The sequence below is a fragment of the Marinobacter sp. ST-43 genome (assembly GCF_030541085.1).
Classification (GTDB): domain Bacteria; phylum Pseudomonadota; class Gammaproteobacteria; order Pseudomonadales; family Oleiphilaceae; genus Marinobacter; species Marinobacter nauticus.
Genome location: NZ_JASSVO010000012.1, coordinates 13,099 through 26,624, shown reverse-complemented (window position 1 = coordinate 26,624; position 13,526 = coordinate 13,099). Strand labels below are relative to the sequence as shown.

The 13,526-nt window shown below is 55.4% G+C and carries 13 protein-coding genes; 10 read left to right on the top strand and 3 right to left on the bottom strand.

Annotated features, from left to right (window positions below):
* The first annotated feature begins 18 nt into the window (after window positions 1-18).
* From QPL98_RS13865 to hpxZ, 8 genes are read left to right on the top strand one after another with little or no spacing between them, the layout of a single operon-like run.
* The gene (locus QPL98_RS13865; RefSeq protein ID WP_303293448.1) at window positions 19-1,584 is read left to right on the top strand and encodes an ABC transporter ATP-binding protein; all 1,566 of its coding nucleotides are present in this window, start codon (window positions 19-21) and stop codon (window positions 1,582-1,584) included.
* Window positions 1,584-2,642 carry an ABC transporter permease gene (locus tag QPL98_RS13860; protein WP_303293447.1) on the top strand — a complete coding sequence of 353 codons (1,059 nt, stop codon included), beginning with the start codon at window positions 1,584-1,586 and terminating at the stop codon, window positions 2,640-2,642. Before QPL98_RS13865 ends, QPL98_RS13860 begins: the two co-directional genes overlap by 1 nt.
* A 27-nt stretch (window positions 2,643-2,669) precedes the next feature.
* The gene (locus QPL98_RS13855) at window positions 2,670-3,602 is read left to right on the top strand and encodes an ABC transporter permease (protein WP_072678453.1); all 933 of its coding nucleotides are present in this window, start codon (window positions 2,670-2,672) and stop codon (window positions 3,600-3,602) included.
* A 33-nt stretch (window positions 3,603-3,635) separates the two neighbouring features.
* Entirely contained in the window at window positions 3,636-4,697 is a 1,062-nt protein-coding gene (locus QPL98_RS13850; protein WP_178338805.1) for a BMP family ABC transporter substrate-binding protein, read from the top strand.
* Window positions 4,698-4,750: 53 nt separating this feature from the next.
* The gene (locus QPL98_RS13845; protein ID WP_303293489.1) at window positions 4,751-5,413 is read left to right on the top strand and encodes a cysteine hydrolase family protein; all 663 of its coding nucleotides are present in this window, start codon (window positions 4,751-4,753) and stop codon (window positions 5,411-5,413) included.
* A 6-nt stretch (window positions 5,414-5,419) separates the two neighbouring features.
* The gene (locus QPL98_RS13840; protein WP_072678451.1) at window positions 5,420-6,106 is read left to right on the top strand and encodes a cysteine hydrolase family protein; all 687 of its coding nucleotides are present in this window, start codon (window positions 5,420-5,422) and stop codon (window positions 6,104-6,106) included.
* Window positions 6,103-7,920 (top strand): allophanate hydrolase, encoded by a 1,818-nt coding sequence (atzF, locus tag QPL98_RS13835; RefSeq protein ID WP_303293446.1) that lies wholly within the window; start codon window positions 6,103-6,105, stop codon window positions 7,918-7,920. The genes QPL98_RS13840 and atzF overlap by 4 nt, the downstream gene beginning before the upstream one ends.
* A gap of 5 nt (window positions 7,921-7,925) precedes the next feature.
* Complete coding sequence (gene hpxZ, locus QPL98_RS13830) at window positions 7,926-8,321, top strand: oxalurate catabolism protein HpxZ (RefSeq protein WP_143151247.1); 396 nt, start codon at window positions 7,926-7,928, stop codon at window positions 8,319-8,321.
* 385 nt (window positions 8,322-8,706) lie between these two features.
* Here hpxZ and QPL98_RS13825 read toward each other — a convergent pair whose 3' ends face one another.
* The 3 genes from QPL98_RS13825 to QPL98_RS13815 form a co-directional block, all read right to left on the bottom strand.
* Window positions 8,707-9,399 (bottom strand): hypothetical protein, encoded by a 693-nt coding sequence (locus QPL98_RS13825; protein WP_303293445.1) that lies wholly within the window; start codon window positions 9,397-9,399, stop codon window positions 8,707-8,709.
* A 209-nt stretch (window positions 9,400-9,608) separates the two neighbouring features.
* Window positions 9,609-10,136: a TIGR02281 family clan AA aspartic protease gene (locus tag QPL98_RS13820; protein WP_303293444.1), complete on the bottom strand. Its 528-nt coding sequence runs from the start codon at window positions 10,134-10,136 to the stop codon at window positions 9,609-9,611.
* A gap of 199 nt (window positions 10,137-10,335) precedes the next feature.
* The gene (locus tag QPL98_RS13815; RefSeq protein ID WP_303293443.1) at window positions 10,336-10,968 is read right to left on the bottom strand and encodes a hypothetical protein; all 633 of its coding nucleotides are present in this window, start codon (window positions 10,966-10,968) and stop codon (window positions 10,336-10,338) included.
* Window positions 10,969-11,578: 610 nt separating this feature from the next.
* Here QPL98_RS13815 and QPL98_RS13810 point away from each other — a divergent pair.
* On the top strand, window positions 11,579-12,079 hold the full coding sequence (locus QPL98_RS13810) for a hypothetical protein (protein ID WP_303293442.1): 501 nt from the start codon (window positions 11,579-11,581) through the stop codon (window positions 12,077-12,079).
* 769 nt (window positions 12,080-12,848) lie between these two features.
* Window positions 12,849-13,448, top strand: coding sequence for a hypothetical protein (locus QPL98_RS13805; protein ID WP_303293488.1), 600 nt, complete (start codon window positions 12,849-12,851; stop codon window positions 13,446-13,448).
* Window positions 13,449-13,526: the final 78 nt, after the last annotated feature.

The following is a 13,526-nucleotide window of genomic DNA, read 5'->3' as shown; positions in this document are numbered from 1 at the left end:
TGATCAAGGCTCGCTCGTATGGAGATTCAACTTTACAACATCACCAAGAAATTTGGGGGCGTGACGGCCAACGACTGCATTTCTCTAAATATCCGCCAAGGTGAAGTCATCGCTCTACTTGGGGAGAACGGCGCCGGCAAGAGTACTCTGATGAAGATGCTGTTCGGTCTCTATCCGCCGGATGACGGCAGCATTCTGGTCAACGGCCGAGAAACCATCATCGACTCTCCCCAAAAAGCCATGTCGTTGGGTATCGGTATGGTGTTCCAGCAGTTCAACCTAGTGCCGGCACTGTCCGTGCTGGATAACCTGTTGCTGGCTTACCCGAAACCACCATTCTGGACCTTCCGAAGGTTGTTCGGCAACGGTGCGTCTCTTCGACAAGTGCTTCTTTACTTAGAGGAGCTCGCTCCGGGGCTGGCCCCCAACACCCTAGTGCGAGACTTGTCCGTCGGCCAGCGACAGCTGTTGGAGCTGGTAAAGGTCCTGAACCTCGATGCCAAGGTGCTAATCCTGGATGAGCCAACCTCGGTGCTGCCACCTCAGGAAGCGGAACGCCTATGGGGTATGATTGGCAAGCTGGCAGAGGCCGGACGAAGCGTAGTACTCATAACCCACAAGATGCAGGACGTTATGGCCTGCGCCCATCGGGTGGTCGTCATGCGGGCCGGCCAGATGGTAAAAACGCTAGAAAGAGAAGAATGCACTGAGACCTCGTTGGTCAGCCTGATGATGGGCGACAGCAGCGATCGCTCGCCTATCGACACCGACACGCTTGCAGACTTCGCCGGCAAACCACCCCGGATCAGCATTCGCAACCTCAGTGCCCGCCAAGGCACCCAGTCTATTGAGGACATAAACCTAGATATCGGCCCTGGCGAAATTCTTGGCATTGCCGGGATCTCCGGCAACGGTCAACACCTGCTAGCCGATTCACTGGTTGGGCTTACGCCCCTGATTCGTGGCGAGGTCATCATCGACGGAATCAGCCTTCACTCAGCGGGTCGTGCTCCCCAGACATCGGATCAGGTGGCTTATGTTCCGGAACAGCCAGCAGTCAATGCCGTAGCCAGCGACTTGTCACTGACCACTAACGTCGCACTCTCCCATTTCCGAAATCTAAGCTTCTTCCCTGACTGGCGCCCAGAGGAGGAAAGTACCCGAGACATCATCTGGCGTTACCAGGTACGCCCTGACAACCCCGCACTGCAGGCTGGCCGACTCTCCGGCGGCAATCTGCAGAAACTAGTAGTTGGCCGCGAACTTCAGGGCCAACGGGACCTTATTGTGGCCGCCTACCCCACCATGGGGCTGGATGCTGGTGCGGCCCACGATATCTACCAGGCCCTGTTCGCCAAGGCCCGTGAAGGTGCCTCCGTGCTGTGGATTTCCGAAGACTTAGACGACCTGATGTCCTACGCCCACCGCATCGCAGTTCTGCAGAACGGCCGCATATCCGGCATTTTTCACCCTCAGCAATGCGATCGACTGGACATTGGCCGCGCTATGACCGGTGAACAGCAAGCCCCTTCCGATTTCCGCCATGAAAACAAACCGCTTGAATCCTACGCGAGGACGGCCTGATGACTAGTACCACCCAACCCGCCCTGCGCGTCACGCTGCACCTGCTGAGGGGCCCTACTGGCGCCATTCTGGTCATGGCTGCCGTCTTTGTGATGGCGTCACTGGCATTCTTCTCCATCAACGGTCGGGAATCGGTGCCCCTCTTCCAAGAAATGGTCATGGGTGCGTTCGGCGACAGTTATTCTTTCAGCGAAACTCTGGTCAAGGCCGCTCCAATCCTGCTGACCGCCCTGGCCGTGGCCTTGCCCGCCCGCCTCGGTCTAATCAGTGTCGGTGGTGAGGGCCAGCTTTATCTGGGCGCCCTGCTCGGCACCGGTGCGGTACTGTTAGCCTTCGACCAACCAGGCTGGTTGCTGATGCCACTTATGCTGGCCGGAGCCATGGCCGGTGGCGCACTAGGCGGGGTGATACCCGGATTGCTCAAAACGCGACTCGGGGTCAACGAAACCATCTCCACCCTGCTGCTCAACTACGTGGGCGTACTGCTGGTGAGCTTCGTGGTCCACGGCCCTTGGAAAAACCCCGACTCGCTCGGTTGGCCGGCCACCATCGATTTCCCGGCAGGCGCCATCCTACCGCAGTTTTTTGACACCCGGGTCCACATGGGGCTGGTGTTCGGTGTGGTTGCCGCCATCGCGCTACACATCCTAGTGACTCGCAGCCGCTGGGGACTGGGCCTGCAAGTCAGTCGCAGCAACCCCCGGGTGGCAGCCACTGCAGGCATTTCCTACGAGCGTAATGTACTGATTGTAATGGCTTTGGGCGGCCTGCTGGCCGGGTTGGCTGGTATCGCCGAAGCCTCGGTCATCCAGAACCGTCTGCAGGACGGCCTGGCCAGTGGCTACGGCATGACCGGCTTTCTGGTGGCCTGGCTCGCGGGCCAGCACTTCATTCGCATCATCCCACTGTCGGTCCTGATGGGCGGACTGCTCGCGTCAGCGGATTCACTACAACTTTATGCTCAGCTTCCCAAGGCTAGTGCCGACATTCTTCAAGCACTTCTATTCATAACGGTGCTGGCAGTAGCCAGCCTTTGGGGCCGGCGCCATCTGGCCTGAGCGAACCATCTCTCCGGAGTACACTGTATGGAATCATTTATCACCGAATTACTCACCCTAATATTTGCAGCCCTGCGCAGCGCCACCCCAGTTCTGGCTGTGGTTTTGGGCGAGACCATGACCCAACGCAGTGGCGTGATCAATCTCGGCGTCGAGGGCCAGATGCTGATGGGCGCCATGACCGGTTTTGCGGTGGCCTCCATAACTGGCGACCCATGGCTTGGTGTGCTGGCTGCCTGTGGTGCCGGTGTTGCGCTCTCCATGGTGCATGCCACGCTGGTGCTAGGTTGCCGTGCCAACCAGATTGCTAGCGGCGTGGCGGTGCTGATCCTCGGCGGCGGCCTAAGTGCCTACTATGGCATTCCGTTTGTGGGCGACAAGATCGACACCCTGGGTAACCTCAATAATACCTTTATCAGCAACATTCCGTTACTCGGCCAGTTCCTCGGTCCGATCACCCCAACAGTACTAATTACGCTGCTGGCGATACCCGTTACCTCCATTTTCCTGTTCCGTACCCAGTTAGGCCTGCGCTGGCGATCCACCGGTGAATCCCAGGACATTACTCGCAATCTAGGCCACAACCCAGCCCCCTACCAGCTAGCGGCCATTGCTTTTGGAGGTCTTATGTCTGGTTTCGCCGGTGCGGCACTAGCGGTGGACTATACCGCCAACTGGGTGGAGGGCATGACCGCTGGCCGTGGTCTGGTGGCAGTTGGCCTAGTAATCGTGGCCCGCTGGAACCCCTGGTACGCGCTGCCGGCGGCTTTGCTGTTCGGGGCATCGGAAGCACTCAATCTGAAACTACAGTCCTGGGGGGTGAACATCTCACCCTACCTCCTGGCGACCCTGCCATATCTTATTCCCCTGAGCGTGCTCATGCTCAGCTATCGCGGCCTGCGGGCCAGCGGTGGCGGCATGCCTGCCGGTCTCAGTGTGGTATTCCAAAGTGCCCGATAACTGAATGAAAAAACCATGAAACGGAGAATTACCATGAAAAAAGTAATCCGCACTCTACTGGCCACGTCCATCCTCGCGGCAAGCCTTCCGGCTGTCGCCGAAACCAAGGTTGGCTTCATTTATGTTGGCCCGAAAACCGACTACGGATACAACTACGCCCAAGAACAGGGTCGTTTATATCTGGAAGAACACCTTGAAAATGTGGAAACCGTAGCCTTCGAGAATATCGCGGAGAATGCTGACGTCCAGAGGGTCATGGAGCGCATGGTGCGTTCCGGTATCGAAGTAGTCTTTCCAACCAGCTACGGCTACCTAGACCACGCGTTAAAAGTAGCGGAGAAGTACCCAGAGGTCTACTTCGCCCACTCCGGTGGTCTCAAAACCTCAGACAACCTGATGACCTACTTCGCCGAGATCGATCAGGCCATGTACCTGTCTGGTGTCGCCGCCGGCCTGACCACCAAAACCAATCATTTGGGTTTTATCGCCGCCCACCCGATCCCTCAGGTGCTGCGTAACATCAACGCATTTACGCGGGGGGCCCAGAGCGTCAACCCTGAAGTCACCACTTCGGTGATCTGGACCTCCAGCTGGTCCGACCCGACCAAGGAAGCCGAGGCAGCGGAAGCCCTGATTAGCGAAGGCGCCGACGTACTGACAGGGCACGTGGACTCCCCCATCAACTATGTGCAAGTAGCCGAGCGCCGGGGCGTCTACTCAGTGGGCTACCACGCCGATGCCAGTCAGTTTGCACCACAAGGCTGGCTGGTGGGCGCCGTGTGGAACTGGGGCCCGATGATGGTCAACATCGTCAACTCCGCCAACAACGGCACCTGGAAATCCGAGCACCTCCGTGGTGACCTGCTAACCGGGGCCGCCAAGCTCAGCGACTTCGGCAGCGCCGTCAGTGCAGAAGACCGGCAAACCGTGCTGGACCGACAGGATGCAATCATGAACGAGGGCTTCAAGGTCTGGGCAGGCCCGGTGATAGGGCAGGACGGCACCGTCCTGGTTGAAGAAGGTGATGTTATGACACTGAACGAGACTGAGAAGATGGACTTCCTAGTCCAAGGCGTCAAAGGGAGACTGAAGTGATCACCGCCGCTCCGGTTACGGTTCCTGATGCACGGCCTTATCCCTGGCCATGCATTGCGCCGGCGGAACCCCACCGGCTGGCCCTGATGGTTATCGACATGCAGAAGGACTTCTGCGCGCCAGGGGGATATATCGACTCCCAAGGCATCGATCTGGCTCCCACCCAGGCCACCATCGAACCGATCCAGCGGGTTCTGGCAGCGTTTCGCGCCTTGCCGGACACGCTGGTGATTCATACCCGTGAGGGGCACCGCCCCGAACTGGTAGACCTGCCGGCCAACAAACAGTGGCGCAGCAAACAGGTCTGCGCCGGCATTGGCAACAAAGGTCCACTGGGCAGGATTTTAATCCGTGGCGAATCTGGCTGGGAGATTATCCCAGAACTGTCCCCTGCACCCGGCGAAATCGTGATCGACAAGCCTGGAAAGGGCGCTTTCTATGCCACCGACCTGGACCATATCCTGCGGCTGCGGGGCATCACTCACCTGATCGTCGCCGGCCTAACCACCGACGTGTGCGTGCATACCACCATTCGAGAGGCCAACGACCGGGGCCTTGAAACGCTGATTCTGCGAGATTGCACTGCAGCTACCCAGGCCCAGCACCGGGATGCAATCTTTGCCATGACCGAGATGCAGGGCGGCCTATTCGGCGCCACTGCCACCTCCAAACAGTTGCTCGATGCTCTCAGTCATCGACTCCCAATTCAGGAGTAAAAGACTATGACCCCCACCCTGAACTCCCGTCCCTATGCCTGGCCTTGGGACAATAACCTGAGCAAGCACAATACGGCCCTGTTGATAATCGACATGCAGACAGATTTCTGTGGCACAGGCGGTTATGTGGACACCATGGGCTACGACCTGTCCCTGACCCGCGCGCCCATCGAGCCCATCAGCCGGATGCTGGCCCGGTTCCGGGCATTGGGTATGTTGGTGATCCACACCAGAGAAGGCCACCGCGCCGATCTTAGTGACCTGCCCGCCAACAAGCGTTGGCGCTCGCAACAGATCGGTGCTGGGATCGGTGACCCAGGCCCCTGCGGTCGCATCCTGATCCGGGGTGAACCAGGATGGGAAATAATCCCGGAACTGACCCCTCTTGCCGGTGAGCCCATCATCGACAAGCCTGGGAAGGGGTCGTTTTATGCCACCGACCTAGAACTTCTCCTCAAAACCCGGGGTATCCAGAACTTGGTACTGACTGGCATCACAACCGATGTTTGCGTACACACCACCATGCGGGATGCCAACGATCGGGGTTTGGAGTGTGTCCTCGTGGAAGACTGCTGCGGCGCCACCGATCAGGCCAACCATGACCACGCCATCAAGATGATCCAGATGCAGGGGGGCGTTTTCGGCGCCGTCACCGATTCCGATAGTTTACTGCAGCGCCTGGAGACATTATGAGGAAGAGAGTCACGCCGCCTGTTCGACTGGATATCGATCACCTGCAGTCACTTTACCGAAGCGGCAAACTGACCCCGCGCCAACTCCTGGAACAGCTGGACAGCTACCAGTGCGCTTTCGACGACCACAACATCTGGATCCATTATCTTTCCCCAGCGGAGCGTGAGCCGTTCCTACAGGCACTAGAGGGAAAGTCACCGGACTCCCTGCCGCTGTATGGGGTTCCCTTTGCCATTAAGGACAATATTCACCTAAAAGGCATTCCCACCACAGTAGCGAACCGCCATGTGCGTATTATCCCGGAGGCCAGCGCCTTTGTTGTGGACCTGTTGCTGGACGCTGGCGCCATCCCACTGGGAAAGACCAACCTAGACCAGTTCGCCACCGGCCTCAACGGCACCCGTTCCGATTTCGGTCCCTGCGGCAACGCCTTTGATCCCGCGTGGATATCCGGAGGCTCCTCCGCAGGGTCGGCCGTCGCCGTGTCCCTAGGGCTGGTCAGCTTTGCTCTGGGTACCGATACCGCTGGTTCCGGCCGGGTGCCGGCTGCCCTGAATCATGTCGTCGGCCTAAAACCCACACTGGGCAGGCTCAGTGTGGAGGGTGTAGTCCCCGCCTGTCAGTCTCTCGACTGCGTATCCATCTTTGCTCGCACTGCGGCTCAGGCCGATCGGATTCTAAACCTTACCGACCGCCGCAACCCGTCGGATCCGTGGCAAAAGTGCCGTCAGGCGCCTAAGCGTTTAATCGGCCAGACCTTCCGTTTTGGCGTGCCGGCAGCCGAGCAACTTAGACTGGTGGAATACCCGGAGGCTCAGGCCCTGTTCAATGCCACTGTCGAACACCTCAAAGCCTTGGGTGGAGAGGCCGTGACCATTGATCTCGCGCCTTTCCATGAAGCTGCAGCACTGCTTTACGATGGTCCCTGGGTCAACGAACGGCAACTAGCGGTAGACGCATTGGTGGAAAGCCGGGGCAAGGTCCACCCGGTAGTACGAGAAGTGCTTGCAGTAGGTGATCACCTGTCGGCCAGCGACGCCTTCAGGGCTCAATACCAGCTCGCCGCCCTGAAGCAGGCTGCAGACACAATACTGGCTTCCGTGGACACCATCCTCACGCCCACTTGTCCGGCGCCGTATACCATTGCTGGTATGACCTACGACCCGGTCGCACTCAATGCTCGCCTTGGTGTCTTTACCAATTTCATGAACCTACTGGATTACTCAGCAGTATCGGTACCCGCCGGATTCCTCGAAAACCAGATGCCCTGGGGTGTAACCTTGTTCGGCCCTGCCTGGAGTGATTCGGTAATGAATGCGCTGGCCGAAAAACTGCATCATCGGGTCACCAACCAAATGGGGGCAACCACTGATCTGCTGCCGACTATTTCCACCCTGACGCCCCCACTGACCCTAGAGATTGCCGTTTGCGGTGCCCACCTAGATGGCTACCCGTTGAATCACCAGTTGACGGAACGTGGCGCTGTGTTGGTAAAAAGCACCCATACCGCTCCGCGCTATCGTTTTCATGCGCTCGCCGGCGGACCGCCGTACCGCCCAGGGCTTGTTCGCTCTGAGGACACTGGCACTGCCATTGAAGTAGAGGTTTGGCGCATCCCCGAGGACCGGTTCGGCACCTTTGTCGCCGGCATTCCCCATCCCCTGGGCATCGGCCAGCTGGAACTAGAAGACGGCACCTGGTGCACCGGCTTTATCTGCGAGCCCTGCGGCATCGACGGCGCCACAGACATCAGCAACACCGGTGGCTGGCGTCGGTACATGGCCGACAAGGCCGCAACGGAGACTACTGCATGACAGACATGACCATCAACGCGCCAGAAACGGTTTCTGTCGTCACAAAAATATTCGAAACCTATGAAAAAGCCCTTATCAACAATGACCTGCCGGTACTTGACGACCATTTTTGGGATTCGGAATTCACCCTACGATTCGGTGTGGAGGAGAACCTCTATGGAAGCAAGGCCATTCAGGCTTATCGCAGGCACTGCCAGCCGGTGGGTCCTGGGCGCACACTTCGCAATACTGTGGTGACCACCTTCGGTGATTCGTTTGCTACCGTCAGCACACAGTTCTGGGATGGGGAAAACGACGAACAGGGTCGCCAGATGCAGACATGGGTCCGCTTTGCCGATGGCTGGAAAGTGGTGGCTGCCCACGTCAGTGTGATGAGGACAGGTTCTGGATTAAAACGCTGACAATGCAGCAGTCAATCTGCGTTTCCGGTGCTAACAGCTTAACGGTTGAGTTTGCCTGCGTTGTGCGGGTTGTTCAGCCTTCGCGTCATAGCGATGAGGCCGCTCAGTTGGCCAGCGATCAAGTTCTCATAGAGCTTCAAGTCAATCGTGAAGTTCCCGGTGGGCCAGATATATTCAGTGATTGAAGGGCCTCAGGGCCCGTCATCACCACCCGTCGACGGGTGTCCAGAAGCCTCCCAGAAAGGCCAGTATTTCGCATAATGCTTGCAGCGCATCTGTAAGCTCTTGCTGGGCCAGTTAAAGCATCGAAATAAAAACCTTTACCCCCCCCTCATAACGATGTGTGAACTGAAATTAATACTAGTTACCGCCGTTCCGACCGAACTCAGCGATTTTGGTACTCTGAAATCTCCTGCTTCAGGCTGGCATACCATCCCAGCAAATCATCCTCGGTGACCTCACCCTGGGTTTGCTCACTGGCCTTTTGACGCTCGATCTGGGCGCGTTGTTCAGCATACACATCGTGAAGTGCTTCAACCGAGATGTTGTAGCCTTCATGCTCGTTGAGTTGTTTACGAAGCGCTTTGAAGGCAGAAGGGCCAACCGGATGTTTGCGCTTCATTTCAATATCTTTAGGCCGAATATCGAAAACCTTGCCCCAATGGACGACCGCTTGCTCCCAGGCTTGAGATAAGGTGCAGTCTTTTGTGATGAAGAAGCGGACTGGGTTGCCGGGCTCATTCACGGAGAAATAACACCGCTCCTGATCAATCCGTTCCCCGGTAGTGATCCCCATCGTGATACCCCGGAACCCCACACCACGGCATGGGCGCGTGTTTGGGTGATTCGTTTTTAAGGCATCGATGTATTTCAAAGCCGCCGAGCGGGCAGACCAACGGGCATCGTAATAACGCGCTCGTGTTTCCTGATAGCGATGCCAGAATTCATTTGGAATCGCAGACACTGGAGGAATCAGGCTGAAGTACTTTTGGTAGCGCTTACCTCTTAGTGTCGCTGTCACCTGCCAGCCGTGAAAACCAGAGGATAGCTGGCCTTTCTCATAGAAATGGATGGCCATAGGTCGGTATCAGACCTCCGTTTTGGTTAGTGGAAAATTGCACAAATGGGTCTTACTTCTGAAAGCAGTCCGCCAAGTACCAGGAATACGACTCACCCCAGCATTCAGTTTCCCATCAGCGAGGCCCTTTCTCCGCCGGGTCGCCCTCGACTAAAAAAGGATGCAACGTCTTGCGGCGGGCTCAAACAATCAGGAGAACCATTTCTGACTCACGGAGTTTCCCGGCTCAAGGTAAGAACGCCTGATTGCTGAGTGAAGTTCAGCTGGCTGAGGACGCTCATTCCCAACAACACCATGTCGGGATCCATGGCGGGACTGATGGTGCCGGGCACGTTAGTGAACCTCATATCGCCCAGACGGAGCTCCGGTATGATAGTACTCCACACTTTCACCTTACCAGCCGCCGTCTGTGCAACGCCAGGGCGGCCCCGAGTAAGGCCCGCTTTCTGGGCTACCGATTCTGAAATTGACACGGTAGTGGCGCCAGTGTCCAAAATAAAGGTGACGCTGTGGTTATTGATGGTGCCGTCCACCAGATAATGCCCTTGGCGATTGGCTTTCAGCTCAATTTCGGTGGCACCGCCACGGACATGGCTGACAAGTTGCTGATTGGGGTTGTTATTGCGGGCATCCACTCGGTCGAATAAATATGTCACAACACCGATCAATACAGCCCAAAAAACAGCAAAGTAAAGAATGTATCTGATTTCGGGTCTGATGGCACCGGGTTTACTCATCCCATTCCTTGCTGTGAATCCGCGACAGGCTGTTCTCTATTCTAACCCATCCTGAATTCCGGAACAGCCGGCCAACACGACGATGAATTCGAATCAGTATCCGTAAAGTACGGGCCACCAGAGCCGCACATAAATCACGGTTGTTCTGTCGCCCCTCCTCCTCGCGTACGAAAGGATCACGCAGAATCTGCAACGGCGCTCAGTTCAACTGCAGGCTGAGCTGGTGGGAGTCGCACTTTTCGGGCTCATTATCTAAACAAGCCACAATCAAGAGCTCCGCTGTTTTAGGAATGACATTCAGAAACTCTGTGATATCCACCACATGACTTTCAAGCCCCCGTTCTCGCCCAGCCGGTAAGCTTGAGCAGACAAGCTCATGTCTATTGTCAGGGGCATAGTCACACCGGAACGATGCAAACTGACCACAGGCCGTCTGTTCTGAGGAGGGAAAAACACACTGAACCGAAAACAGCTCTACGTCATCTTCCACCTGGAACGCGCCGTCCTCACTCAGATAAACAGACGCTGTATAGGGAAAGGTCTCATCGAACCCGGGAACCGAGAGGTCGTCATAGTAGACATCCGTATTCCAGGTCAGACTGATGATATCTCCCGGTGAGAACTGATTTTCCTGGTCTTCTGAGAACGCGGCCAGATTGAAAACACTCGGTTCCAGTGGTGAACCGGAAAACTCGAAAACAAGTTCCTTGTTTGCGTCAGTGTTGCCTGATGATGAGGATTTCTCGATACCAGCCCCATCGCCCCCTCCCCCACCACAACCGAGGAGAAGAGATGTTGTGAGTCCTATTAACGCAAACTTAAGGTGGGGCATGGCAAGGCTCCTCAGAAAAAAATCCATGGTATGCCGGGACTGCGGGGAGTAAATCGAGAATGGGTCTTTCGTTGATGTCCCTTTAACGGTTGAAAAAGGGCCCTCTTTCGAGGGCCAACCTCACTCAACACCCACCACAGGATCCGCACACTCTCGATATGAGTAATGTCTCATGGGTTTTGAAACCCGCAACCCCAGGGGCAGGCCCGCCTCTATACAGAGTGTTGCCGCCGGGCCGCTTGGTCCTATACTGAGATAAGCGCAGTCGGATCCGTCAATCCTTTGAAGATCGCTTGGGTTTGGGCCTACCCCCGGCCGTGAGTGGTGTTATTGACAGCATATTTTGGCCGGCTCGACCAAGTTATGGTGACATAACCCTTAGTCGTGACCGCCGCTCTTAAACAAAAGCGGGCCCTCATGTCTCCGGAAGACCTGACCTGATACGGCGTATTTGTCAGAATACCCACGTGCGTAAAGCTCTAATCAATACTGCAACTGAAACGGAGATGTTTAGAAGGATCCTGGATAGTTGCAAGCGGCTTGGTTCTAGCTTCAATATTGTCGGTGCTTTAGTTGCTAATATTGGCGCTGCGGTTTTTTCTGAATAAACATGCGTTCGGATTATCGTTTGCTATTCTGTAATCTGAATTATTCTAATGAAGTCGAAGGATTGTCTATGAATTGTTCAAGGTCGATAGCTCTGTTCCTGATTTTGCTAGTTGTCACCGTTGCTCGTGCTGAAGAGAATCAATTTTTTTGCGTTGCGGAGGAAGTAGTTGGATTTGCGTACTCGCCTACAAAGGGCTGGCACGGGTCGAATTTCGATTCAGGTGATAAGAAATTTGTTATCAGAAAGCTTCAGAAAGACGAACTCGGGTTCAGCGAGGACAAAGTAATGTACGGCTTTTTCGAACTAGGCGCTGACTCAACTTTGGATCTTTGTGAGATTCAACATGGTGGTCTGATTTCATGTCGCAGTTTTATGGGTGAGGCAATCTTTGAGCCAGGTAGCGGACGTTTCATCCGCACTTATACCTTCGGGTATTGGCTGGGCGGAAACGAAGAAAGCGACACTCCATACATTATGAGAGGAAGGTGCTCGAAAATCTGAAAACGCCTATGGTGGCCTTATCGCTTGGCTATCCTGCCCCTACCTATGCAGAAAGCGGTTCAGCTAGAGGCTGGCAATCAGGCTCCTCCAGTCGCTAAACAAAAACGAACATTCACGTAAGCCCTTGATCAGTGCCTCTAGGCCAATCACTGATTCTCCATGCAGTATTGTTGGTGGAGCAAATCAAAGACGTCAGACGATTACATGGAAAGGAAACTAGGCCTAAGATAAGCTTCTGTTTTATAAATCTATAGGCAGATTGATCGAAGGCGCAGCAATCTTAATAACGAAGATGTCAGATTTCTGCAATATCGAATACCTCTGCCTAGTTGTGAGATATCGCATAAAGGATTGTCGATGACCCCTCCTGAGCGACTAAAAGACCTGCTAATGAGAGTCCGAGACTCCATACCAAACGAAGAGTTCTGCGGCGTTGGCGTTGTTGTATCGGCGGATTTTGAGCGTTTGCCTATTGCTTCGCTTTGTACTAGCGCCACTTTTCCTGTCCAGCAGGATCTTGCCGAGCAGATTGCCGAATGCAGCCTATACAGCCGGTCTTGCCATGACGGATTCCAAATCGTTTCTGATCAGTGGCAGCTGGTGCAGCGAAATCAGTATTTTGCACCTTTTCCTGCGGCAGAATGTAGAGAGCTTATTGGTAGTGTAAACGTAGGTTCTCGGTACATGGCAGCTAGATTTGGGTCGCTAATCGAGGGAGTTGTGTGTACGGGACTTCTGAGCGAAAGAGACGGAATCGTGGTTTTTGAAGGTGGTCTGCCCGTTGATTAATCTATTACCGATAACAAAGTTGATCGCTTGGGTAGCCGGTCTGTACGCGGGTATGGTGGTGCTAATTTCAGCACTGGTCGGAGCCTCTGGGCTCGCATCATTGGAAACGGCTTTAAAAGGCGTGGCCATTCTGAATCTAGTGTTGCTTGGCGTGGCCATAGGCGGGTGGAGGACGGTGTGGCGGTGGATTCCTAAGTTAAACGACTGGGTGTTCCCCGATCTTAACGGCAAGTGGACGGTTGAGATTCAGTGGAACTGGGGCAACAAATCTGGCGAGAAGAACGCGACTGCCTTCATCAAACAGAGCCTTCTGAAGGTAAGTATCGAACTGTCTTCGGACGAATCTGAGTCTGAGACATTGATGGTTGCTCCCCACAAAGACGCCCAATCTTCGCGTCCTGGCTTGTATTACATCTACAGAAACGTGAGTATCGCTGGTGCGGCAAAGAAACAGGACCCTCACATAGGGGCAGCTATTCTCAAGATCAGCCAAGAATCAAATGACGTGCTTCGGGGTAATTATTTTACCGATAGGTCAACAAATGGGCAGTACACCATGCGCCGTGCCGGCGAAATCTAACAGTCGGCTATTGGCGGCGCACGGGTGCTGGCGCTCAGGTTAGCCGCAAAGCCATGGCGTGAGTTGCTTTTCCAGATC

What these genes read in the sequence shown, in the direction of transcription:
- QPL98_RS13860 (WP_303293447.1), top strand. Translation starts at nt 1,584, where the DNA reads ATGACTAGTACCACCCAACCCGCCCTGCGCGTCACGCTGCACCTGCTG.
- hpxZ (WP_143151247.1), top strand. Translation starts at nt 7,926, where the DNA reads ATGACCATCAACGCGCCAGAAACGGTTTCTGTCGTCACAAAAATATTC.
- QPL98_RS13840 (WP_072678451.1), top strand. Translation starts at nt 5,420, where the DNA reads ATGACCCCCACCCTGAACTCCCGTCCCTATGCCTGGCCTTGGGACAAT.
- QPL98_RS13815 (WP_303293443.1), bottom strand. Translation starts at nt 10,968, where the DNA reads ATGCCCCACCTTAAGTTTGCGTTAATAGGACTCACAACATCTCTTCTC.
- atzF (WP_303293446.1), top strand. Translation starts at nt 6,103, where the DNA reads ATGAGGAAGAGAGTCACGCCGCCTGTTCGACTGGATATCGATCACCTG.
- QPL98_RS13850 (WP_178338805.1), top strand. Translation starts at nt 3,636, where the DNA reads ATGAAAAAAGTAATCCGCACTCTACTGGCCACGTCCATCCTCGCGGCA.
- QPL98_RS13820 (WP_303293444.1), bottom strand. Translation starts at nt 10,136, where the DNA reads ATGAGTAAACCCGGTGCCATCAGACCCGAAATCAGATACATTCTTTAC.
- QPL98_RS13865 (WP_303293448.1), top strand. Translation starts at nt 19, where the DNA reads ATGGAGATTCAACTTTACAACATCACCAAGAAATTTGGGGGCGTGACG.
- QPL98_RS13810 (WP_303293442.1), top strand. Translation starts at nt 11,579, where the DNA reads ATGCGTTCGGATTATCGTTTGCTATTCTGTAATCTGAATTATTCTAAT.
- QPL98_RS13825 (WP_303293445.1), bottom strand. Translation starts at nt 9,399, where the DNA reads ATGGCCATCCATTTCTATGAGAAAGGCCAGCTATCCTCTGGTTTTCAC.
- QPL98_RS13855 (WP_072678453.1), top strand. Translation starts at nt 2,670, where the DNA reads ATGGAATCATTTATCACCGAATTACTCACCCTAATATTTGCAGCCCTG.